Annotated in this window: 11 protein-coding genes; 2 read left to right on the plus strand and 9 right to left on the minus strand. The window is 40.2% G+C overall.

All coding sequences use genetic code 11. The features are described from left to right. Positions 1–56 precede the first annotated feature (56 nt). The 7 genes from BWI44_RS01330 to BWI44_RS01360 all read right to left on the minus strand — a co-directional run bounded on the left by BWI44_RS01330 (position 57) and on the right by BWI44_RS01360 (position 16,536). A complete protein-coding gene (locus BWI44_RS01330; RefSeq protein WP_195208357.1) occupies positions 57–1,319 on the minus strand; it encodes a DUF4995 domain-containing protein in 1,263 nt (420 codons plus the stop codon). A gap of 39 nt (positions 1,320–1,358) precedes the next feature. After that, positions 1,359–3,743, minus strand: coding sequence for a PDZ domain-containing protein (locus tag BWI44_RS01335; RefSeq protein ID WP_195208356.1), 2,385 nt, complete (start codon positions 3,741–3,743; stop codon positions 1,359–1,361). 27 nt (positions 3,744–3,770) lie between these two features. Then, positions 3,771–5,759, minus strand: a complete 1,989-nt coding sequence (gene hepC, locus BWI44_RS01340) for a heparin-sulfate lyase HepC (RefSeq protein ID WP_195208355.1) — start codon at positions 5,757–5,759, stop codon at positions 3,771–3,773. A gap of 221 nt (positions 5,760–5,980) precedes the next feature. Then, positions 5,981–7,675, minus strand: a complete 1,695-nt coding sequence (locus BWI44_RS01345) for a RagB/SusD family nutrient uptake outer membrane protein (RefSeq protein WP_195208354.1) — start codon at positions 7,673–7,675, stop codon at positions 5,981–5,983. Positions 7,676–7,711: 36 nt separating this feature from the next. Beyond that, positions 7,712–10,825, minus strand: a complete 3,114-nt coding sequence (locus BWI44_RS01350) for a SusC/RagA family TonB-linked outer membrane protein (RefSeq protein ID WP_195208353.1) — start codon at positions 10,823–10,825, stop codon at positions 7,712–7,714. A gap of 44 nt (positions 10,826–10,869) precedes the next feature. Beyond that, positions 10,870–12,276, minus strand: a complete 1,407-nt coding sequence (locus BWI44_RS01355) for an alpha-L-fucosidase (RefSeq protein ID WP_195208352.1) — start codon at positions 12,274–12,276, stop codon at positions 10,870–10,872. 237 nt (positions 12,277–12,513) lie between these two features. Further along, complete coding sequence (locus tag BWI44_RS01360; RefSeq protein WP_195208351.1) at positions 12,514–16,536, minus strand: hybrid sensor histidine kinase/response regulator transcription factor; 4,023 nt, start codon at positions 16,534–16,536, stop codon at positions 12,514–12,516. Positions 16,537–16,973: 437 nt separating this feature from the next. On the opposite strand from BWI44_RS01360, the gene BWI44_RS01365 reads away from it, so the two are divergent. Together BWI44_RS01365 and porE are read left to right on the plus strand one after the other, a co-directional pair. Continuing rightward, positions 16,974–19,130, plus strand: coding sequence for a DNA topoisomerase 3 (locus BWI44_RS01365; protein WP_195208350.1), 2,157 nt, complete (start codon positions 16,974–16,976; stop codon positions 19,128–19,130). 60 nt (positions 19,131–19,190) lie between these two features. Continuing rightward, positions 19,191–21,191 carry a PorE family type IX secretion system protein gene (gene porE / locus BWI44_RS01370; RefSeq protein WP_195208349.1) on the plus strand — a complete coding sequence of 667 codons (2,001 nt, stop codon included), beginning with the start codon at positions 19,191–19,193 and terminating at the stop codon, positions 21,189–21,191. Positions 21,192–21,266: 75 nt separating this feature from the next. Here the strand turns inward: porE and BWI44_RS01375 are convergent, their stop codons facing one another. Then, the gene (locus BWI44_RS01375) at positions 21,267–22,622 is read right to left on the minus strand and encodes a dipeptidase (protein WP_195208348.1); all 1,356 of its coding nucleotides are present in this window, start codon (positions 22,620–22,622) and stop codon (positions 21,267–21,269) included. A gap of 112 nt (positions 22,623–22,734) precedes the next feature. After that, positions 22,735–23,811 (minus strand): chorismate synthase, encoded by a 1,077-nt coding sequence (gene aroC, locus BWI44_RS01380; RefSeq protein WP_007659949.1) that lies wholly within the window; start codon positions 23,809–23,811, stop codon positions 22,735–22,737. Between the last annotated feature and the right edge of the window lie 254 nt (positions 23,812–24,065).

Below are 24,065 nucleotides of genomic sequence, written 5' to 3' on the forward strand. Positions count from 1 at the left end.
ATCCGTTACTTCCGTATCATACATCAGTAACGGATTTACCCTATCAAACAATCTGATTACTTAGTTAGATTCCTATATCTTTGTAAAGCTTCCAGATAATAGTAGTCTGCATAATTCAGTGGTACGTCTATTTCCGAACCGTGGGGCAGTGAACCGGTGGAGTGCATTAATACAAATCCTTGGTTAGTGCCTTTCGCTGCCAAATATTTATCGCTGGAAAGATTCTTCAGAATGGTTTCGGCATAATCGAAATATTTCTTTCCTTCCGGAGCAAAGGTGCTAAGTTCAAGTAGCGCTGAGGCTGTGATGGCTGCTGCCGAGGCATCTCTCGGAGTGGTTTCACCTGTGGGTGCATCATAATCCCAATATGGAATGCAGTCGTCAGTAGTTACCCTTTTCATAATCATATCCGCAATGTTTATGGCTTCCCGGAGAAATGTAGTATCTTCAGTTTCGCGATAGCATGAAGTGTAGCCATAAACTCCCCAAGCTTGTCCGCGCGACCAGGCGGAATCGTCGTTCTTACCTTGATAAGTACCTTTACTTTCCACTGTACCGTCATTGTTGTAGCTGATGACATGATAAGATGTATAATCCGGACGGAAATGATGTTTTATGGTGGTCTGGGCATGTTTAACAGCCACTTTATAATAAGTGCTGTCTCCGGTCAGCCGGGTTGCATTAAATAGTAAATCCAAGTTCATCATATTATCAATGATAACCGGAAAATTCCAGTGTCCGAAATCCCATGAGCGGATACAGCCAATTTCCGGATTGAAACGTGAGCAGAGATTATTTGCTGTTTCCACAATTATGCTTTTGATGCTGTCATTGGGAGCCAGGCGGAGAGCATTGCCGAAACTGCAATTGATCATGAAACCTAAATCATGCGTATCTTTGAAACTTCTTATCGGGTTCAGCAAGTTAGTATATTGGATAGCTTGTTCTTTTAACTTTTCATTTTTTGTCATCTCATAGGCGTACCATAGGCTCCCGGGGAAAAAACCGCTGGTCCAATCGTAGATATCGGTCAGATGCCTTTTACCAGTTATTTCAACAGATGGATTAGGTAAAAGAGCTTTTTGGAATGAATCGGGACTTCGTTCCAATTGGCTGGTAAGAAAGTCAATGTCGTATCCCGCCCATACAGATCTGGGGAGCTTTGCAGAGTCAGCAAGCTCATTTGCCGTCAATTCCAATTGATAGGAAGCAACATCTAAAGTTTCTTTTACCCATGATTCCTGATTCATATCTGTTTTCTTTTGACAACTGACGAGCCCCAATAATAGGGCGGCTATAATTGATCTGTTTATTTTCATACTAAAAATTGAATTATAAAATGATTATTACTATACTACTTAATCTTCTGATTGATAGACCACATTTGCAGGGATTAATATCTGTTTCTCCTTTTGATCTCGGAAAATGATAATTTCCACTACTTTGGTAAAATCAGCCTGTTTTGTGTGTTTTATCATATCCGCCAATGTGTGAATATCGTTTCCTGCCAATGAAAGAATCACGTCATTAGGTTGTATAAAGTCACGTAATGGACTTTCCAATGCATCAACAGCAATGACATATACGCCTCGCTTAGAATCCATTCCGGTAGCGGAACGTTCTTCTTCCGAATCCAGTTCTTTTAAAGACAATCCTGACCAGTTTTTAGTGACTATGCTTTTAGCTTTATGTGCATAAATAGTCGGGAGGGGCATTTGGGGGTGTTTAGCCAGTTGTTTTAAATTAGGAGAAACCACTCCGAACTTATCCATCTCAAAGTTCTTGAAACCACATAAAGGAGTTATCTTTGATATCTCCACAATACTGAAATCGCCAATGAGGGCGTTTTTGAATGTCACGGGATAAACAACAGAATGCTTGTCTGTATGATTTTTAATTGCCTCCTGATAGGACAGGCTGTCAGTAAATAAATTGTAATCTGTCTCTGCTCCCCAATCAGAAACTCTGATAGGACGATAAGGACGCATTATCAGATTTCTGACAAATACATCACCACTGTTTTTAAACCATACATGTGGATGGAATGTATTATTAACTATTATATTATTTTCTACAACTCGATAAAAGCCTTCTCTTAACTTTATCCCTCCACTTAAGCAAAGATTATTGTAGATGTGATAATTACTGGAACCATCATCCAGGTCAATATCCCAACCACGGTCACATCTGAATCGGTTGTATCGTATTATATTTTCTTTTTTAGCGTCAAGGAGGATGATATCAGGCTCTGCTGTAACCAAGCTGTCCATTTGGGAACGATTGCTTCTCCAAAAGCGGTCTCTTCCCCAGGAGTTGAGCGAACCGTGATCACCCGTTTCTCTTACAGTGTTGAAAACATCATTATACTCGATAATATGCCCTCCCCAAGTACCTTCGCTTATATTGATACCTGCACGTGGGGTATGGTAGATGCTGTTGTGACTGATAGTGATGGAACTGCACATTGACAACTGAACTCCGGCAACTTGTTTTTCGTAAAGCCCTATATGATGAATCAAATTGTCATAGACTAAACATTCTGTTGGATAATTTTCTGTTTTAGAACCGGTGATACGGTCAATCTGTGGTATAGCCACGGATTCTTCATATCTGAATGAAGGAGAACGCACGGCTTCAGGATCACCTACGAAACAGATGCCACTGGCACCTATTTGAGACAAATGACAACCAGTGACAGAAGATTGGTAGTTATAATCAGAGAAGAATATTGCGTTACCTCCCAAATTATAAAAATTACAATCTTGTATTCTGCAGTTTTCACTGCCCTCCAATAGAATGCTACCTCCCCGATATATAGCCCAGTCCGAGCGCAACAAGGGCTCATAATGTTCCATAAAAGTTCGGGTGGTTTGAGTAAACTCAATATCTTTTATAGTAATATTCTGTATCGGCCTTTCCTTACTGCCTCTCAATTCAACCAGATGCTTCAGTTGGGGCGTTTCTAATGTAATCTCTTCCATATTCTCATCAGGCATGGGATAATAATAGAGTATTCTATTTTCTTTGTCATAATACCATTCTCCCGGCGCATCCAGTTCTTCAAATATATTTTCTACCATTCGATTCTGTATATGTCCGGCAGAGGGACGGTTGTTCTGCCAGCCTCCTTCTAATCGCAGTGTGTTATTCTTGTTTTTTTCAACAATTTGATAATGAATATCTCCCCAGTCTGATGCATGCATGACATGCAGATATCCCTTCTTGGGAGCCTTCCACTTCTTTATTCTTTCAGTGGAGGTGGCTTGAGCTGAGGTGCCGTTAAACCTGACTGCAGTAGAGTCAAAATTGGGGTATCGGGCCATTGGACGATAGCTGCCATTGACAAATAGCTGATCCATTATCACCGATTCCTTAACAGAGGATTTCATGATATTTTTTTTATAATGTTCCCAGTTGGGATGAAGAGTTACTCCGCTTGTAATAATTACTTTTTCTTCAGGATATGCACAAATTATAAGTTGCTTTTCTCCATTTCCATCTTCGGAAGTTAAAACGAGTGGTTGTTCTAACCGATATACACCTTCACGCAGGTAAATGGTTGTAATTCCATTTTGCTTGCGTGACTCTTGCTTCGCTTTTTCTATACTTAGAAAGGGAGAATCGATGTCTCCTTTTCCTGTATCTTTTCCATTGGGAGACACAAAATATTGCGCCTGTGAGTATGCGTAATTTGTTCTGACAAAGCATAGCAGAAACAAATAAATGATGATTTTCCTTCCCATTTTAGTATTGCTTTACCGTTTTACCCTTCACTCTTGTAGCTGACATTTCAGTGTTTTCTTTTTGCCATTTATTTTCACTTCAAGTTCTACGCTGTTTCTTGTTTTTTCTTGAAACTTAGCTGAAATATCAACTTTCTTATTTATATCTTTGACTGGATATATTACAGTTATATAACTCACTGTTTCTTCACTTGTTTTTTCAACATTAAAGGCAAAGGCAGGGCGCTTAGTACGATGGCGATAGGATGTGGAATACCACCCTTCTTCCTCTTCCATCTTTACTTCTTTATTTGCGAAGCACTGCAACACTACATTGCTATTGCCCTCGTAGGCGGTAGCTAATTTTTTATTTTGAGAATCAACGTTTACTTTTCCGTCACAGAGTTGATAGTGCAGATTTATGGTTCCTTGCGCTGTGCCTATAGCCTCATCTACAATAACGAAGTAAGAAGCATCTATAAAAAAGATGAAACGCCGATGCTTAAGTTCCTTATAACTTGGATTCTCTGTTACCAGTACTTGTATATCACCATCTGTTTTCCACTGCTTGGTTACGGACTGCGTAGTCTCTAAATCCTTGTTGTTTAACGTCAGTGTGTTATGTACGGCTGTCTGTCGAAACCAATTACGGAGTTTCGCTACTTCTTTGTCACCGCCATATACGTATGAGCCTGAATCCGGAAACAGGTTCTTGCCGTTAAACCACAGTTCGAAAGTGCCATTATCGGGTTGACAATGCCATTCTCCCTTTGGACCGGCTTTTATCATCATTATTGTGGCATCTTTATCCCACCCGTTGCGAAATGTAAAGAAACCGGAAGTTAGGAAGCCTTTCGATAAATTATCCGGTGCTTTGCCTTCCTTCCCCAGTGTAGCAAAATAGCGTATTTGTTTATTGTCTGGAAATAATTTTGCCCAATTCCGGAATCTGTCCCATGTGTTATTCCGGCTGGCATCGCTGAAGCACGGGTACGTATAATCGGGGAAATTAAGATTCAGAAAGAATACAATCATATTCTCTACAGTCTTGATATATGATTGTGGAAATTCATTGTGAAATCCATTGGACTCTGCCATGAACAATGCTTTTTGAAATATATCAATACAAGCGGCATGGTAGCCCAAGTCTAGTTCATACTGACCTCCATCCTCATATACTTGTTTTTCTATTTCCCTATTCAGAATCTTGATACCACTTTCTCTCCATGAAACAGCTTCTTTAAATTCGGGGAAGAAGACACCTGCATAAATCATGCGTTGCGCTTCGAATAATAGATGGTTTCCTTCTGCTGAATAGTTATGAAGCACATGAAAGGCGTGACGCCGGTAGTTCACGAGAAACTCCGTCAGAAAGTCCGCTGTAAATGAAGGTGATGAAAGAAAGAGTGTAAATTGATTAATTTGGTCTGCCAGACGGTGGCTTGTCTCTAATGGACGCCAGGCAAATCGCACATTCTCTGCCACGTCTTTGGTTTTACTATGACTTAGTATTTCATACTCTTGTGCATCAATTTCGAGTAAGGGATTCTTTCGAACCCAGTCTCTATATTGATAGACCCATTCTTTGGCATATTTTTCGTCTTTACTTAAATAATATGCTTTTCCCATGGGAATAAACCACTTATGGCGGTGCAATTGCCAGCGTAGTTCATTATCTTTCACCGGCCAGTATTGCCAATTGATGTCTTTCCCATAATTGAAGGGCCGATAACCATCATGTACATAAAATGTATGCTTCAATGCTTCGTCTGCCCATTCTTGCTCTTGTTTGCTGATGGTAATGCTATCAAGGTTAATGGCAGGATTAATTATGCTTTTACGATTCTGATAGTATTTTAGAAGAGCTTGTGCAGCATCTTCCTTGTTTCCCTCATTATATAATCGGTTTACCTCTTCCAATCCCGGGTAGTTTAAATTCAGCAAAGTAAATGCATCTTCATTCAATGATTGTGCCCATACCGTATTAGTAAAAAGACACAGATAAAAGCAGAGTATTATCTTTGGCAGCTTTTTCATATTTATGTATGAAGTTAGTATTTATAATGAATATCCTATTTTTTTATGAGATGAAAGAGAGAGAGGAATAAATTGAGTATAATACTGCAAAGTATTCCTCTCATACATTTTCATAAAAACGTTAAAAAGGATTAGCTTATTTTTCTCCTATTGGGAAATAATATTTTTCCTATTGGAGAAATAATAAAGCCTGTTATACCACTTTATTTTTTAAACGTTACTTAATAGCCCGGATTCTGTTTCAATAGCGGGTTAGAAGTCATTTCCTGCTCCGGAATCGGGAATAAGTAACAATCTTTTGTAAATTGAAGTGCTGTACTGGAAAATGTTGGCCAACCATCACGCCCTTGTGTCCAGTAATCCTTCAGTTCGCTGACCAGAATATCCCAACGTGCCATATCAAACATCATGTGTCCCCACTCGAAACCTAACTCACGGAAACGTTCTTGTTGCAGATATCTCATTAGATTTTCTTTATTACCGGCAATGTCTACACCCTGAATAGTACCGATTTGCTCAACTGAAGGCATATTGACTCTATTTCTTACTCTATTGATTAATGAAACGGCCTTGGGCAAATCATTCTCATGAATGCAAGTTTCTGCATATAGTAAAAGGACGTCTGCATAGCGCATCACAATCATATTCATTGGGCTGTAGCCACCTTTTCCTCCGAGTTTCCCAACGATGTATTTTACTACGCAATGATTGCTGGTTTTAGAATATCTGCTCTTGAAGTTTGCATTGTCTTGCCCTGTCTTCTGTATAAACTCTTCAACGGCAGGTGAATCCTCATACCAAACTGTATATTTCAAACGGGGATCTCTGATTTCGTAGGGTGCAGTAGCATTAAATTTAGGATCCTTTGACTCATAGTTGTAATTGAATACAGGACCGGGAGTCGCATCTGTACGGTCAATATATGTGCTGGCCACTTTATACCCATTAAGAGTCTCAAATAAATCACAGTAATATTCGGTTGGTTCCAGATAACCAAATCCTCCTGTGAAATTCATATTCGCTTCGGCAGGCGGATTTATAAAGTCCATGAAGCGGTTCATTGCATATTGTCCCGTGGCAGCGGGGCGGGATGGGTCATATTGAATTTCATAAATGGATTCTATTCCATTTTCACCATCTGGCCAGAATTGATCATAATAGTGAGGAGTTAAGTCATAATCAGCATCTTGTACATCAACCAATGCTGCGAATTCCTTTTTTGCATCTGTCCATCTTTTTTCATATACGTACACTTTCCCTAAAAATGCTTGGGCGGCACCTTTGGAAGCGCGTCCCAGGTTGGCTGTGCCACGATATTCTTTAACGGAGGGCAGCAATTGTTTTGCCTTCTCAAAATCTGCAATAATCTGAGTGATGACTTCTGACTTTGGAGTTCTGGGCTTTAAAACTTGGTCATAACTAACCTGCGGTTCTGTGAATAAGGGTATATCTCCAAATAGAGTAACCAAGGTAAAATAAGCATATCCACGTATAAAGTAGGCTTCTCCCAATGTTCTGTCGAACACCTGCTGGCTAACGTTAGCGGGCTTTTCCGTATTAGTAAGAATATTATTGGCACATGCGATTCCTTTGTACATATTTTGCCAACATTGGCGGGTGAAATCCAGGCTGGAAGAAACCATCGGGAGACGTCCGTTGTATGGATTGAATACACCGCAACGACTGGTTGCCGTTTCTCCTGCAAAAGGAGTAATTCCATCAATCATCGGAAAGAATTCTGAGGGATATCCGGTCATGACCGAATACATACCATTGGCTGCTGCTGCAAAATCATCGTCAGTTTTGAAAAATGTACCTGCAGTCAATTGATTCTGAGGATAAGTTGTCAGGAAATCTTCGCAAGAAGACAAGAGTATACTTGTTATTATTCCTATTATTAGATATATCTTTTTCATATTTCTCTATGTTTTATGTTTGGAGATGATTTTACATTAAAATTTCAATGAAAGTCCCATTGATACAGATTTACTTACCGGATAGTATCTCACAGTGCCATCCTGTTGGGTACTGGTGGTTTCCGGATCGAATCCTACGTATTTTGTAAACAAGAAGGGGTTTACTGCATTAAAGAAAATGCGCAGGTTGCTAATCCTCATCTTCTGTGTGAAACTTTTGGGTAAAGTATAACCTATCTGAATATTCTTTATACGGAAGAAACTGGTATTCTGCATTACCTTTTTATGACCTTCCGGAGCATTGGTACCGAGTCCTGTCATTGCAGGATACTTACCGGAAACAGTTACATTGCCATCTTCGCCAACAATAGTACGATTGTCGAAATATTCTTTATAAATATTACAGAATCTGGGATTTACTCCACCATAGCTGTTATCATAGTAGACACATTTTTTTGATTCTCCACTCGTAGCTACAGAAAGATCAATGCCTTGCCATTCTGCCGTTAGGTTAATTCCATATACTAATTTGGGGTCACGGCTGCCAAGGAAGGTCTTATCTTCTGTATCTATTTTATCATCTCCGTTGGTATTTTGGATAATATAGTTACCCGGACGAATGTCGCCATTTGGTTTTACGCTGTTATTGACTTCATCCCAGTTTTGATAAATGCCTATTGTCTTATAGCCAAAATAAGAATTGATAGGATATCCTTCTTTAATCCAAAGGTCATTTTCTATTTGGAATGGAGCTACCCCTCCCATATTTGTCACTTCATTTTTATTGTGTGCAAGGTTGATGGATATGCCGTAATGGAATTTTTTAATATTGTCATTCCAGCTTGCACTGATTTCCCATCCGCGATTCATCACCTCACCGACATTAATGACGGGACCATTCAGATATCCTGTAGAATAAGGAATGGTAGCGGTAAACAACATGTCATTTGTACGTTTGTCATACCAGTCAAATGTAAAATTCAACCTATTGTCCAATACTGTTGCATCAACACCTATATTGGTAGTAGTAGTACTTTCCCATTTGATGTCCTTATTGCTCATGTCTGTTTGGTAATAAGCCGGATATATTGCATTAGGGGTTCCTAAAGGATAACGATCGGTCAGTTTGTAACTGCTTACCCATGCAAACGATTTGATATTGGCATTTCCCAATGTACCATAACCTACTCTTAGCTTTAAATTGTTCAGCCAGGAAATGTCTTTCATAAACTCTTCTTCACTGATGCGCCATCCGGCTGATATAGAGGGGAATGTTCCCCATTGATTCCCTGGTGCAAAAACTGATGAACCATCTCTTCGGATATTGGCCTGGAAGAGATATTTGCCCATATAGTCATAATTCACTTGTCCGAAAAGAGAAACTACGGAATTTTCTGCCATACTGCCATTTAAATAATCAATAGTGTTACCTGCATCAATTACACGCAACTCATTACCGGGAAAGCCTGTTTTCTTACCGGAAAGATTTCCTGATTTAGCTTTCTCCGCTGTAAATCCGGCAAGTACTCCTAAAGTATGTTTTTTTGCAAATGTTCTGTTGTAAGTAAACAACTCTTGTATCTCCCATTTCTGACTGTCTGAATAGTTACTAATGGCCTCAGCATTAGCTTCTGTGGCATAAATGCTTTCAGGAGTTTCATAATCATACACTGTATAACTGGATTTCCAATAGTTCTTTTTGCTCCATATATATTGTTGGTTATAAACAGATTTAAATTTCAGTCCTTTAAGGATTTCCCATTCCAGGAAAAAGTTTGCTCGCGTGGTAAAGGTGTTACCTTCAATCAGTCTTACATAGTTTGGATCGCTGAGGTACATCATGGACAAAGGCATTGCCTGTCCTGCATCATACTGTCCGGGGAGGCTACGAAGGGGAAGTCCGTATGAACCATCAGGCATATATTGTGGAACGCTTGGGTGGATGAGTAGAGCGTTTTTAGAATAGTGATAGATATCCTCACGGCTATCAGTATTGGCGATACTGGCTTCTATATTGACTCCTATTTTAAATTTCTTGTTGAAAGCATAGTCAAAATTAGAACGGAAGTTGAAACGATCATAATCTGTCAGATGAATGACCCCTTCTTGTTTGATATATCCGGCTGAAATAGCATATTTAGCCTTTTCAGTACCACCTTTCATGGAAAGATAGTAGTTTTGTATCGGAGCATTATTCTTATAAGCGTAATCCCACCAGTTAAATCCTTTGCCGAGAGTTTCAGGCGCATGACTGCCACTCCAAGGCAGAGTCTGATTACTCCATACGGCTTCTTCATTCTGCTTGATTGCCAATTCTGTAGCATTCAGCACATCCGGCATGTGAGAAACGCTTTGCCACCCATATTCAGCGGAAACTTCTACCTGCATAGCTCCTGTTTTACCTCTTTTGGTGGTGATGAGAATAACGCCATTGGCAGCTTTTGAACCGTAAATAGCTGCTGATGCCGCATCTTTCAGAACCGAAATAGTTTCGATGTCCCCCATGGCAATGTTATCCAATGTACCTTCAAAGCCATCAACGATAACCAATGGTTGTGTTCCTGACATGACTGAGCCTATACCGCGCACTTGAATTTTGGATGCAGATCCGGGAGCACCGTCTCCCGCTGTGATTTGCACGCCTGGTAGTTTCCCTTGCAATGCTTGTGCAGAACTGGTTGCTGTGATTTTAGTCAATTCTTCACCATTAACGGAAGATATGGCACCGGTTAAATTCACTTTTTTCTGTGCGATATATCCTGTTACGACTACTTCATCCAGCATTTCTGTATCTTCTTTTAAAATAACAGAGAATTCATTTTTACCCTCTACAGATACTTCTTGCGTTATGTACCCGATGAATGAAATAACGAGAACTCCTTTTGGCGGTGCATCAAAACTAAACTTACCGTTTATGTCGGTAATAGCTCCAATCGTGGTTCCTTTAATAGAAACATTAGCACCGGTTATAGGGCCTTGGCTGTCTTTTACAACACCTGAAATTCTTCTGTTTTGCAAGATGCTCTCAATAGAGTTCCGCCCTGTTGATGTTAGTGCATCATTTGCCTTAGTTTGTACCGGAAGGCAACAAGCGCAAGTTAGTAACGAAAGCATGAGCATTCGTTTTGCGTAAAATCTTCTTTTGTCCATAATTTTTTAGTGTTAGTTTATGTATTAGAAATTAGTGTTATCTTTTATTGAGCCTTATTGAAGCGGAAAACCAATGATTCTTCTTTTATTCCTTTGGGTAGAGTGATTCTTGTTTTTCCGTTTCTACAGGTATATTTCATTTGTTTTCCGTTTTGCAACAGCGTGATTTTACCGGTGGGGATATTACCTTCCCATTCGATATATGCGGGGAGCTTTTCATTTTCAGGGAGTGCGTAGATTGCATACAACGTTTTTCCATTTTTATTGGCTGTAAACCATATGTTTCCGAAATGATAGTTAGGTGTTGTACGCGTATCATAGATGGCTGTACCATTCTTATGGAGCCATTCGCCAACTTTTTCTAAGCGTTGATATACAATGTCATCGATATTACCTTCTCCATCAGGACCTACATTCAATAGAAGGCATCCCCCTTTGGCAACCACTTCTGCCAGAGTGTTTATTACCCATTCTGAAGTTTTGTATTTTGGATTAGGATTCCATCCCCAGGTATTGCTGAATGTTATGCAACTTTCCCATGGGAAATTTTGCTGTTCTTGCGGAATTGTTTGTTCTGGAGTTTGGTAATTCTCATTTCTGCCGGGAATAGTTCTGTCAACAGTTATTAATCCCGGTTGTTTTTTGCGGGCATTATGTACTATTTCATCTAACTTAATATCTTGTTGAGGTTTTCTTACCCATCCGCCGTCTAACCAAAGAATATCGATTCTACCGTAGTCAGACATCAACTCATCAATCTGATTGGCAGTATATTCTTGATATTTAGCCCATTTTTCAGGGTATTTCTTAAGATCGTAATTGGGATTGCGTGTAGGGGTTGCAAAAAACGGATCCCAGTAATTTTCATTATGCCAGTCCGGTTTTGAGAAATAAGCTCCGACCATGAAATCTGATTTGCGAAAAGCTTCAAAGACATGGTAGGTAATATTGCTGTATTTTCCTTTCTTATAGGGGCCTTTGGTGACGGTATAATCTGTATATTTGGAGTCGAACATACAGAAACCGTCATGGTGTTTGGTAGTGAATATCAGATATCTGAATCCTACTTTCTTCATAAATGTAGCCCATTCGGTTGGCTCAAAACGGCTTGGCTTGAAGGATTCGGATAATCCCCAATACCATTTCTTAAACTCACAATAAGTAGTTTCCGGACGTGCCTCTCTGCGGCGATCTGTAAACCATCGGTCTTCTGAACACAATGCCCATGATTCTGCAATGCCGGGAACTGAATATATCCCCCAGTGGAACATAATGCCCAATTTTGCATCTTGCCACTTTTCTATCTTCTCTAATACGGATGGATCTGTGGGCCATTCGTATTCTTTGGAAGTTTCGTGGATAAAGGTTTGTTCTTTAGAGACTAAATTGTTTTGACCATTCACTATAAGTGATAAACTGATCCCGGTTAATAAGATTAATAGTTTTTTCATTGTCTCGTTTAAATGGAGTTATTATTAATGTTTTTCATTATTCCCGTTTTTTTGTTTGATGTAAAGGTAGGGTTGTTTTTTTTATATTCGCTTTGCTCTTGTAGAAACGACTTGATGTATTGTATAGAATGCTTTTGTTTTTGTTGAAGTAGCTTTCGTTTTTGTGTAATATATACTTAAATAGCCTGTAAACAGGCTATTTAAGTGGAAATATGAAGTGGATTTTCAATTTCTTTTTTAGGTTTGGCTATGATTGCTTTTGCCGTTTTTTCCATATTCTGATGGCAGGCAACCAAAATATTTCTTGAAACTTGTAGCAAAGTAGGAAGGTACGTAACCAACCATGCTACTAATTTCAGACACTGTATATTTCCCTTCTTTTAGCAATTTGCAAGCATAATTGAATCGCATCTTGCGAATAAATTCATTGGTCGATTCACCAGTCAATGCCTTCATTTTAAGGTGAAGGTTGGAACGACTCATACACATCTCACGGGCGAATTCGTCTGTTGTAAATTCGGCATCATCCATGTGTTTTTCCATAACTTCAACCGCCTTTTTTAATAAATCTTCGTCTAATGGGTTGAGTGCTATTTTTTCGGGCTCGATTTCTAAAGATTTGGAGTAATATTCTATAGCGCGGTGCCGTGTTCGGAATAAATTCTTTATTTTAGTCGTAATCATAACTAACGAAAACGGTTTGGGGATATAGTCATCTGCTCCTACTTGTAAACCTTCCAATTGCTCTTTAAAATCAGTCTTAGCAGAAAGAATAATGACGAGGATATGGCAAGTGCGCAAATTTTGTTTAATGAGTTTACATAGTTGTATTCCATCCATGACGGGCATCATTATATCGGTCAAAACAAGGTCTACTTCTTGTTCTTTTATTATAGCTATTGCTTCTTCTCCATTTTGAGCTTTTAGGATTTGGTAATTTTTACCTAACTCGTCGCTCAAGTATTGTAGAATATCGATATTGTCCTCCACGATCAATATGCTTTCTTTATTATTTTTATTTGTCTCAGTTATGTCTTCTTTTTCTTGTATGTCTCCTGTATCTGTAATGTACATATCTTGATTGTTGGTTGTATGAACTTCAGTTTCTTGTTCTGTGGCTTTTTCTTCAGGTTTATAGACAGACTCGTCTGTTGGTAAAAATACAGAAAAGACACTCCCAACACCTTCTTGGCTTTCCAGTTCAATCCTTCCATGATGCAAATCTACTAATCGCTGTACTAAGGATAAGCCAATACCGCTGCCCAGATGTTCGTTATCTACTTGGTAGAAACGTTCAAAAATTCGTTCTTGTTTGTCGTTAGGTATACCACTTCCAGTGTCTTTCACCTGAAGTAATAACATATCATTCTCCTCTTTCAGTGTTATAATGATGCTTTTTCCTTCCCCAGTGTATTTAAAAGCATTGGAAAGCAGATTGTTGGTTATCAGTTCCAGATAGCTGGGGTCACAGAGGATGTTTTGTCCTTCTACTTCAGAGTAGAAGTTATAGTCTATTTTTTTATATTGAGCCATTTTCTGGTAAAAGAGAAAACTCTCTTCAATAGTTTGGTGAATAATATTGTATTTAACTTTAAGGTTAAATACGCCTAATTCAGCACGTCGGTAATCCATTAGTTGGTTTACTAGGTGCAGCAATCGATTCGTGTTTCGTTGTATATGTTCTAGCTGTTTATGTATCCAGCGGTCGCTCACCTTATCCATAATTTCTTGTAGAGGAGCAAGAATTAGGGTGAGTGGAGTACGTAACTCGTGTGAGATGTTTATAAAGAAACGTAGCTTCATTTCGTTTACTTCCTTTTGTTTCTCTTTGTCCATGCGTTCCATTTGGAGTTGCATCTTCATATTTTTTCGCATCCAGAAATATCGAAAGATGAAAGTGAAAATCATTATAAGAACAAATCCAAATAGTAAGATAGCCCACCATGTTTTATACCATACAGGTAGAATTATAATTTCCAGTTCGGTTGGTTTCTCATTCCATTTTCCGTTGTTGTTGGACGCTTTGACAAGAAAGCGATAAGTGCCGTGTGGCAGATTTGAGTAGGAGGCTGTACGCAAAATATCTGAGTAATACCATTCTTTATCGTATCCATCCAATTTGTATGCAAATGTGTTATGATTGCCGGAAATATAATTTGAAACAACGAATTCCAGCGAAAACACTGATTGGGCAGCTGTTAATGTAATGCTTTCCGTGATATTGATATTTTTTTGTAGTATACCGGAATCGTCACCGGGAAGGACTGTTTTATTGAAAAGTCGTAATCGCTTGATGACAACCGGTGGAGTATAGGGGTTATCCATTAATTGATCTGGATGAAAAGTAGTAATACCGTTAATTCCTCCGAAATACATTTCTCCATTTTCAGTATGGCAGAAAGAATTATTAGTGAATTGGTTACTCTGCAATCCGTCGTTATCTGTATAATTCCTGATTTTTTCTGTTTGCGGTTGGAAGCGACTCAATCCTTTGTTAGTACTTATCCAGAGTTCTCCATAAGAGTCTTCCAGAACCCCGTGCACTATATTGTTGGGAAGTCCGTTGGCTGTAGTGTATTGCTTGAATTCTTTCTTATTTATATCATAACGGTATAGACCACTTCGGGTACTTATCCAAAAAAGACCATTGTGAGATTCGTATATACTGTTGATAAAATTATGATTGACAGAAGAACCTTCAGGCAATAATAAAATACTCTTTAGCTCGTCTCCGATTTCAATATAGGTACTAATCCCTTTTTCACCGCAGAGCCACAAGCGCTGTTCACTGTCGCGGAAAATAGTAGTAATATGATTCGTCTTTATTGCCTTTTTGTCTTGGTCAGTGGCATAAGTTATGAATGTCTTCTTATGTGGATTAAAGCGTACAATAGAATCAAGTGTACTTATCCAAAGGTCTCCGTTGTTGGCTGGCACTATGGAATATGCGTGTTTTATATTGGAATTGTACGTTTCAATGCGTTTGGAATGGCGGTGCAGGATACTAATCCCTCCGGCATGTGTACCAATATAAACTAAATTTTTAGTTTCGTCTATATAGATTGTTTTTATATCATTTGATCCTAATCCTTCTTTTTGAGTGTAATGGGTAAAGGTGTTTGTTTCTTTGTTGTAGTGGTTCACTCCTCCGCCGTTAGTACCTATCCATAGCCCTTTTTGTTTATCTTCTATGATGCATGTGATTACATTATCGTTTAGCGAGTTCCGTTCAGACATATATCGTATGTTTTGGAAACAACTTTTGAGAGGGTGATAGTAGTTCAGACCTCCAAAGTAAGTGCCAACCCACATGCCTCCTTGAGAGTCCATAAAGATACTTCGAACGGAGGTTTGTGATAAACTTGTTTGTTTTTGCAGATCTCGGTCATAGGTGGTGAAAGTATCTTTTTCTTCGTTGTAAATATTGAGCGCGGTAAAAGTTCCTACCCATAATTGATTTTGCTGATCAGTGGCAAGTACACGTACATAATCAGAACTGAGTTGATGTTCTCCTCTTTTACGATATATGTTGGTTGCTAATGTCTGTGGATTGATGCGGAAAAGTCCTTTACCTTCTGTTGCTACCCATAGACGAGTAGAAGATTGTTGCAAAATAGCTAATATTTCCGTTCCTCTTAGTTGTGGAATAGGAAAAGATTTTAATGTGTTGCCGGATATGGAGTAAATAAATACACCTTGTCGTGGGGTGCCGATGTAGACATTATCTCCTTCTCTTTTGAGACATGTGGCGGAAAGTGATACTAAAGATGTTGGAAGTTTATCAACGCTGAATGTATGACTTTCTGTGTTAAAAAGAAATATCCCTTTTTCTGTACATATAAGAAGTTCTTCTGAATTAATTTCTTCAATATCAATAATCGGTATATGTTCATCTTTAATTGGATAGAAGTTCACAAAATGATCTCTGCCCGAAGCATAGAGCGAAAGTCCTTCTTCGGTTCCCGCCCAAAGCCTTTTTTGACTATCTATTTTGAGAGTTCGTATAATATCTCCTGATATGCTGGCTGTATAATTCTCATTGTGCTGATATACGGTAAAAGTATATCCGTCATATTTGTTTAGACCATCGTAGGTGGCAAACCACATATTTCCTCGATCATCTTGTACAATGTCAAGTATCGTACTTTGTGATAATCCTTGCTCAAGTCCAATGTGGACAAAGTTTATTGTGTTTGAGAACTGAGCATATATTGGAAATGCTGAGAAAAAGAAAATGAGGTATACGCAAAGTCTTGTCATAATTAAATTTATAGAGAAACATTGTGAAACAAAGATATAAATAATCGGGGAAAGACCAATAGATAGGCTGAAAATAAAACATGTGCAGAACGTGCAGTGGAAATAAGTAATTGATATGACATTTTCCTCATAATTTTATTTCTTGATGTAATAAAGATGCTGAATTTTTATTTGTAAAAGTATGCATAAAAAAGGTATTTCTCATTTGGATTTGTTTAATGATTTTAGATTTCTGGGTATATTGATTCTAATATTGTTGAAAACTCTTTGGGTTTTGTTGAAAGTGAGGCGAATGGGGCTTATGGAGTCTGATTCTCTTATTTTGTTACTTTAAAAATGTGATATGGTCTTATATTGGAAGATAAAGAATATCTCAATGCCAATTCTTTTATCATTCCTCTCTTTTTTGTACCTTTGCTCCGCTAAAAGAATAATGAATGATAGTTTGTATTGCCGAAAAGCCCTCTGTGGCGCGTGATATAGCTGATGTATTAGGAGCGAAAGATAGAAGAGACGGCTATATCGAAGGAAACGGATATCAGGTGACCTGGACATTCGGTCACCTCTGTACACTCAAGGAACCGCACGAATATACCCCGAACTGGAAATCATGGAGCTTGGGAAGCTTGCCTATGATACCACCGCGTTTCGGAATAAAACTGATCAGTAACCCTATTTATGAAAAGCAATTCCATACGATAGAGACTCTTATGCAGAAAGCCGACATGATCATAAACTGTGGTGATGCCGGACAGGAAGGAGAGTTAATTCAGCGTTGGGTGATGCAGAAAGCCGGTGCACGTTGTCCGGTAAAGCGTCTGTGGATTTCATCCTTGACGGAAGAAGCCATTCGGGAGGGTTTTGCCAAATTGAAAGATCAGAAAGAGTTCCAACCGCTTTATGAGGCAGGATTAAGTCGCGCAATAGGCGACTGGTTATTGGGAATGAATGCCACACGTCTTTATACTATGAAGTATGGGCAGAATAAGCAGGTACTTTCTATTGGTCGTGTGCAGACACCTACATTAGCGTTGATTGTGAACCGGCAGTTGGAAATAGAGAACTTTGTCCCCAAGCAATATTGGGAATTGAAGACTGTATATCGGGATACGACATTCTCTGCTATCATCAGGAAGAGTGAAGAAGAACTGATTCTGGAAGCAGAGAAAAATAAGGAAGCCATTGCTGTCGGGAAGAAACCCAAAAAGGAAGAAGAGAATAGAGGTATTGATCCTATTGCCAACCAGGAACAGGGTATGGCACTGCTGGAACAGATCAGGAATTCTCCTTTTATGATTACGGATGTAACCAAGAAGGAAGGAAAAGAAGCTCCCCCCCGTTTGTTTGACTTGACTTCCTTACAGGTGGAATGTAATAAGAAGTTTGCTTATTCTGCCGATGAGACCTTGAAAATCATCCAGTCATTATATGAAAAGAAAGTGGCTACCTATCCTCGTGTAGATACCACCTTTCTGAGTGATGACATTTATCCGAAATGTCCGGGTATCTTGAAGGGTTTGCGTGATTATGCAACATTTACAACACCTTTGGATGGGACCACTTTATTGAAGTCAAAGAAGGTATTCGATAATTCAAAGGTAACAGATCACCATGCCATTATTCCTACCGGGCAATATCCGCAGAACCTGACAGACATGGAGCGCCGTGTATTCGACTTGATAGCCCGTCGATTCATAGCTGTATTCTATCCCGATTGTAAGTTCGCTACTACTACCGTACTGGGTGTAGTGGAAGAAATAGAATTCAAGACTACCGGAAAACAGATTTTGGAACCTGGTTGGAGAGTTATATTCGGAACTCCGGGTGCACAGTCACAGGAAGAAAAAGATCCGGGAGATGAAGAAAATGTATTGCCGGCTTTTGTGAAAGGTGAAAGTGGTCCTCATGTACCCGATTTATATGAGAAATGGACACAACCTCCCCGTCCTTATACTGAAGCTACTTTACTGCGTGCTATGGAAACAGCGGGTAAGTTGGTGGATAACGATGAATTGAGGGATGCATTGAAAGAGAATGGAATCGGTCGTCCGTCCACGCGTGCCGCTATTATTGAGACTTTATTTAAACGTAATTATATTCGCAAAGAGAAGAAGAACCTGATAGCTACACCTACAGGAGTCGAGCTTATCCAGATTATCCATGAAGAGTTATTGAAATCTGCCGAACTAACGGGTATTTGGGAAAAGAAACTTCGTGAGATTGAGAAAAAGACCTATGATGCTGCACAATTTCTTGAGGAATTGAAACAGATGGTTTCTGAGGTTGTGATGAGTGTGCTTTCAGATAATAGCAATCGTCATATTACTATTGTGCAGGCGGTGGAGGAAATATCCGGTGGTAGTAAGAAGCGGGGTGGAAAGGCGGTAAAAGAGAACGATGCTGCCAAGCCTAAACGCCAAAGTAAACCGCGCAAGAAGGTTGTGGAAACAAATGCTGCTGGCACTTCTCAAATACAATCTATTGAGGGACAAACTTGCCCATTGTGTGGCAAAGGAACCATAATCAAGGGGAAAACGGCTTATGGTTGCTCGGAGTGGAAGAACGGATGTACTTTCCGTAAACCATTTGAATAAATGATGGTCATACAATAATCAGTCGACTTTTCAGTTTATGTGAATGATAACTTGTGAGGCATGAAATTATATAAACTGTTTTTATTTTTTCTTTGTGCTATCTTATTTCTCACTTCCTGTGGAGTGGGGCGGAGTCTGCGTCAGGCAGAACAAAGTTATGCCCGTGGAGAATACTTTGATGCTGCACGCCATTACAAAACGGCCTATACCCGTACTCCTCCCAAAGATCGTTCGCAACGAGGTGTGCTTGCCTATAAACAAGGTGACTGCTACCGCCGTATCAATTACACGTTGAAGGCTAAAGCTGCCTATATGAATGCCGTCCGTTATCGCCATCCGGATACTCTTTCTCATTTTTATCTGGCGGAGATGCTTCGTAAGAATGGCGAATATGCTGCTGCCATACCTTATTATGAGAATTATCTTGCTTATGCACAGAACCAGTCTGATATAAAAGGGCGTAAAGATTCCTTGGCGCATATAGGAATTGCTTCTTGTCTGCTGGCACAGGAGTGGAAAAAAAATCCTACCCGTCATATTGTAAAGCGTATCCCTATTCTTGTTTCCCGCCGTAGTGATTATTCTCCCATGTATGCGGGTAATGATCCTGATATCCTATATTTAACTTCTACCCGTAACGAGGCCAAAGGTGCCGATCTGAATGGTATTACCGGCATGAAAAGTGCTGATATATTCCACTCCAAGCGAAATGAAAAGAAGCAATGGCAAAAGCCTGAACCGCTTGCTTCGGAAGTAAACAGTGAATTCGAAGAAGGGGCTTGTTCTTTTTCGGCAGATGGTAAAACGATGTATTTCACTCGTTGCCGGACATTGCCCAATGCACCGGCTTATGCAGAGATATATGTTTCTCAACGTGCCGGGGCAGAGTGGGGGAGTCCTCAGAAGTGTGCAATCCTGAATGATACCCTTTCTTCTGTTGCCCACCCTGCATTATCTCCTGCAGGTGATTATCTATATTTCGTATCTGATATGCCAGGTGGACAGGGAGGGTTGGATTTATGGCGTATCAACGTGACTCGTGATGGTTTCGGTTATGTCGATAACCTGGGGCCTGAAATTAATACTTCCGGTGATGAAATGTTTCCCTCTTTTGCACCGGATGGTACCCTGTATTTCTCTTCCACCGGACATCCCGGCATGGGTGGTCTGGATATCTTTCGTGCTGTGCCGGATAGCCTGACGGGGCGTTGGCATATTGAGAATATGAAATCTCCGGTAAATTCACAAAGTGATGATTTTGGTATGACGTTCGAACCGGGTGCGCCCAATCGGGGCTTTTTCTCTTCTAACCGGGGAGATGCTCGTGGGTGGGATCACATTTACAGTTTTGAGCTTCCGGAGGTACATCATATCTTGAAAGGATTGGTTTATGATAAAGAGGGGGATGTACTTTCTGATGCGCTGGTTACTTTGGTGGGAGAGGATGGTACTTATATGAAGATCAATGTGAAGAAGGATGGAACTTTTACTCAGGAACTTACGCCGGGATGCCGTTATGCCTTGCTTGCTTCTTGTCGTGGTTATCTGAATGACAAAGAGGAGTTGATGACGGAAGATGTTAATGAGGATCGCCATTATGAACTTGAGTTTCCTTTATCTTCCATTACCCGTCCTGTACTGATAGAGAATATTTTCTATGAGTTTGACCGGGCTGACCTGACTTCGGAATCTACTGTAGCTTTGGATGAGTTGATACAATTATTGAACAATAATCCGAATGTTACTATCGAACTCTCCGCACATTGCGATTATAAGGGGAATGATGATTATAATCTCCGCCTTTCGCAACGTCGTGCAGAATCTGTGGTACGCTATCTTATTAAAGGAGGCATTGATTCGGAACGTCTCACGCCGAAAGGGTATGGAGAGCAACAGCCTAAGACAGTAACTAATTTTACTCTGAAATCTGCACCTTTTCTGAAGGTGGGAGATGTATTGACAGAAGAGTTTATAAAAAATCTCCCACTGGAACAGCAGGAGATTTGTAATGCTATTAATCGTCGCACAGAATTTAAAGTCTTGCGAACGACATATCAATGAGTTACAAGCTACGAGTTACAAGTGCTATGCAGAACGATAGCGCAGCACTTGTAGCTCGTAGCTTGTAACTTGTAGCTAATACCTTAAATGGAATTCAACGACTGCTTCGATTCCTTTTCGGAAAATATTCAATGGGAAGTTCTCATTCGGTGAATGGATAGCATTTGATTCCAGTCCGAATCCCATAAGTACAGTCTTGATTCCAAGTACTTGCTCGAATGTGGAGATGATAGGAATACTTCCTCCCCGACGTACTGCAAGTGGTTTCTTTCCGAATGCTTTTTCAAAACCTTTCTCGGCAGCCTGATAGGCTGGAAGGCTAATTGGGCATACATAGCCCTGTCCTCCATGCATGGGTGTCACTTTTACCTGTACGGTATCCGGAGCGATGCTTAGGATATAATCTGCAAACATTTGGGAAATCTTGTGATGATCCTGATGGGGAACCAGGCGACAAGAAACTTTGGCTGTAGCTTTTGAGGGAAGCACAGTCTTGGAACCTTCGCCGGTATATCCGCCCCAAATGCCACAAACGTCGAAAGAGGGACGGCAACTGTTACGCTCCAGAGTGCTGTATCCTTTTTCTCCGGATAGCTCTTTTACGCCAATGGCTGCCTTATATTTTTCTTCATCGAAAGGAATATGGGTGATCATGTCACGTTCCGCCTGTGGAACTTCTTCTACATCATCGTAGAAACCGGGCACTGTGATACGTCCATCAGCATCTACTACTTTGGCAATCATTCCACATAATACATTAATGGGATTGGCAACGGCACCTCCGAAATGTCCTGAGTGTAAGTCACGGTTAGGGCCGGTTACTTCAATTTCCCAGTATGCCAGTCCGCGAAGACCTGTAGTCAGTGAGGGCAGGTCGGCACCCAACATACTGGTATCCGATACCAGAATAATATCTGCTTTTAATAATTCTTTATGCTCCTCACAGAAAGCTTCCAGACTGGGTGAACCGATTTCTTCTTCACCCTCAAAGATGAATTTGACATTGTTCTTAAGCATGCCATGTTTCACCAGATATTCGAATGCCTTTACTTGTATAAATGATTGTCCTTTGTCGTCATCGGCACCACGGGCCCAAATGTGCCCATCGCGGATTTCCGGTTCAAAGGGGTTGCTTTTCCATAGCTCCAACGGTTCTGCCGGCATTACATCATAATGTGCATATACCAAAACTGTCTTTGCTGCCGGGTCTACTATCTTTTGCCCGAAAACAATCGGATTGCCTTTCGATGGCATTACCAGTGCTTCGTCTGCACCAGCTTCAAGCAATAGTTGTGCCCAGCGCTCTGCACAAGCCAACATGTCGTCATGATGTTCAGGTTTTGCACTGATACTTGGGATACGGATGAGGCTGAACAAGTCTTCCAGCATCTTCGATTCATTCTCTGAGATGTATTTCTGTATTTCGTTCATAAATATATATATATGATAAGGTGATAGGGTGATAAGATGATAGGGTGATAAAATGATAAGATGATAGGGTGATGTCACTTTATCATCTTATCACTTTACCACTTTATCATTCTTATAACTGTGTAGTACGGTCAATCAGATAAAAATCCAGTATTGTCAAGGCAGCCATAGCTTCTACTATAGGCACTGCGCGTGGCAAAACGCATGGATCATGACGACCGCGGGCTTTCAATGTTGTATCTACGCCATCTATATTGACTGTATGTTGCTCCATCAATACAGTAGCTACCGGTTTAAAGGCAACCCGGAAGAAGATGTCCTGTCCGTTACTTATACCGCCTTGGATACCACCGGAATGATTGGTTTTCGTTTCAATGCGTCCGCAGTTATTGAAGAATACATCATTCTGCTCTGAGCCTTTTTGTTTCAGACCTTTAAATCCGTCACCGTATTCAAATGCTTTAGCTGCATTGATGCTGAGCATACCGGAAGCAAGAGCTGCATGTAACTTACCGAATACGGGTTGGCCTAATCCGATGGGGCATCCTTTGATGACACAGGTCACTACGCCGCCAATGGTATCACCTTCTCCTTTGGTCTTGAAAATAAGTTCCTCCATTTCTTTTGCCTTTACCGGATCCGGACAGCGTACTGGATTCGTTTCTATTAAATCAAGATCATAAGCAGTATAATTCTCTTCCAGACGGATTGGTCCTACCTGCGAGGTATATGCTGTGATTTTTACACCCAGTTGACGGAGTGCCTGTTTGGCAAGGGCACCTGCCACTACGCGCGAAATGGTTTCGCGTGCTGATGAGCGACCGCCGCCACGATAATCACGGATGCCATATTTCACCTTATAAGTATAGTCAGCATGCGAAGGACGGTATACCTCCTTCATATTATCATAATCACTGGAATGCTGATTCTCATTCCACACAATGAATCCAATGGGACATCCTGTTGATTTGCCTTCAAAGATACCTGAAAGGAATTCTACTTTATCGCCTTCTTTCCGGGCCGTAGTAATAAGAGACTGTCCGGGACGACGACGGTCCAGTTCCGCTTGCACGAAATCCATGTCAATGCGGATGCCCGCGGGAAATCCATCTATGACGCCTCCGATGCCTTTACCATGTGACTCCCCAAAGCTGGTAAGGCGGAGAATGTTGCCGAATGAGTTGAACATAATCTTTTGCTTTAATGGTTTATGTATAAGGTTTATTCATGCCAAATCCTTTGAATAAAAGCTTTTGGTTGCATAAAGATAACAAATAGTTATGGATTTTTCTCATGAAGAGGGAGAAATATTATATTTTTTATGGAATGAGATGTTTTTATAGCTTCTTGAGAAAACACTTGCGGCTGCGTTGACCTTCACTTGCATAAGTGAGAGCTCACACTCCTACAAGTGTGAGCCTACGCAGCCACAAGTGTTTAATA

Origin of the sequence: Bacteroides sp. Phil13, from assembly GCF_001940965.1 — a bacterium.
GTDB lineage: Bacteria > Bacteroidota > Bacteroidia > Bacteroidales > Bacteroidaceae > Bacteroides > Bacteroides intestinalis.

Bases quoted from the DNA above. Each gene is read 5' to 3' on its own strand.
- porE (WP_195208349.1), top strand. From the start codon at position 19,191: ATGAAATTATATAAACTGTTTTTATTTTTTCTTTGTGCTATCTTATTT.
- BWI44_RS01330 (WP_195208357.1), bottom strand. From the start codon at position 1,319: ATGAAAATAAACAGATCAATTATAGCCGCCCTATTATTGGGGCTCGTC.
- aroC (WP_007659949.1), bottom strand. From the start codon at position 23,811: ATGTTCAACTCATTCGGCAACATTCTCCGCCTTACCAGCTTTGGGGAG.
- BWI44_RS01365 (WP_195208350.1), top strand. From the start codon at position 16,974: ATGATAGTTTGTATTGCCGAAAAGCCCTCTGTGGCGCGTGATATAGCT.
- BWI44_RS01350 (WP_195208353.1), bottom strand. From the start codon at position 10,825: ATGGACAAAAGAAGATTTTACGCAAAACGAATGCTCATGCTTTCGTTA.
- BWI44_RS01345 (WP_195208354.1), bottom strand. From the start codon at position 7,675: ATGAAAAAGATATATCTAATAATAGGAATAATAACAAGTATACTCTTG.
- BWI44_RS01375 (WP_195208348.1), bottom strand. From the start codon at position 22,622: ATGAACGAAATACAGAAATACATCTCAGAGAATGAATCGAAGATGCTG.
- BWI44_RS01360 (WP_195208351.1), bottom strand. From the start codon at position 16,536: ATGACAAGACTTTGCGTATACCTCATTTTCTTTTTCTCAGCATTTCCA.
- BWI44_RS01335 (WP_195208356.1), bottom strand. From the start codon at position 3,743: ATGGGAAGGAAAATCATCATTTATTTGTTTCTGCTATGCTTTGTCAGA.
- BWI44_RS01355 (WP_195208352.1), bottom strand. From the start codon at position 12,276: ATGAAAAAACTATTAATCTTATTAACCGGGATCAGTTTATCACTTATA.
- hepC (WP_195208355.1), bottom strand. From the start codon at position 5,759: ATGAAAAAGCTGCCAAAGATAATACTCTGCTTTTATCTGTGTCTTTTT.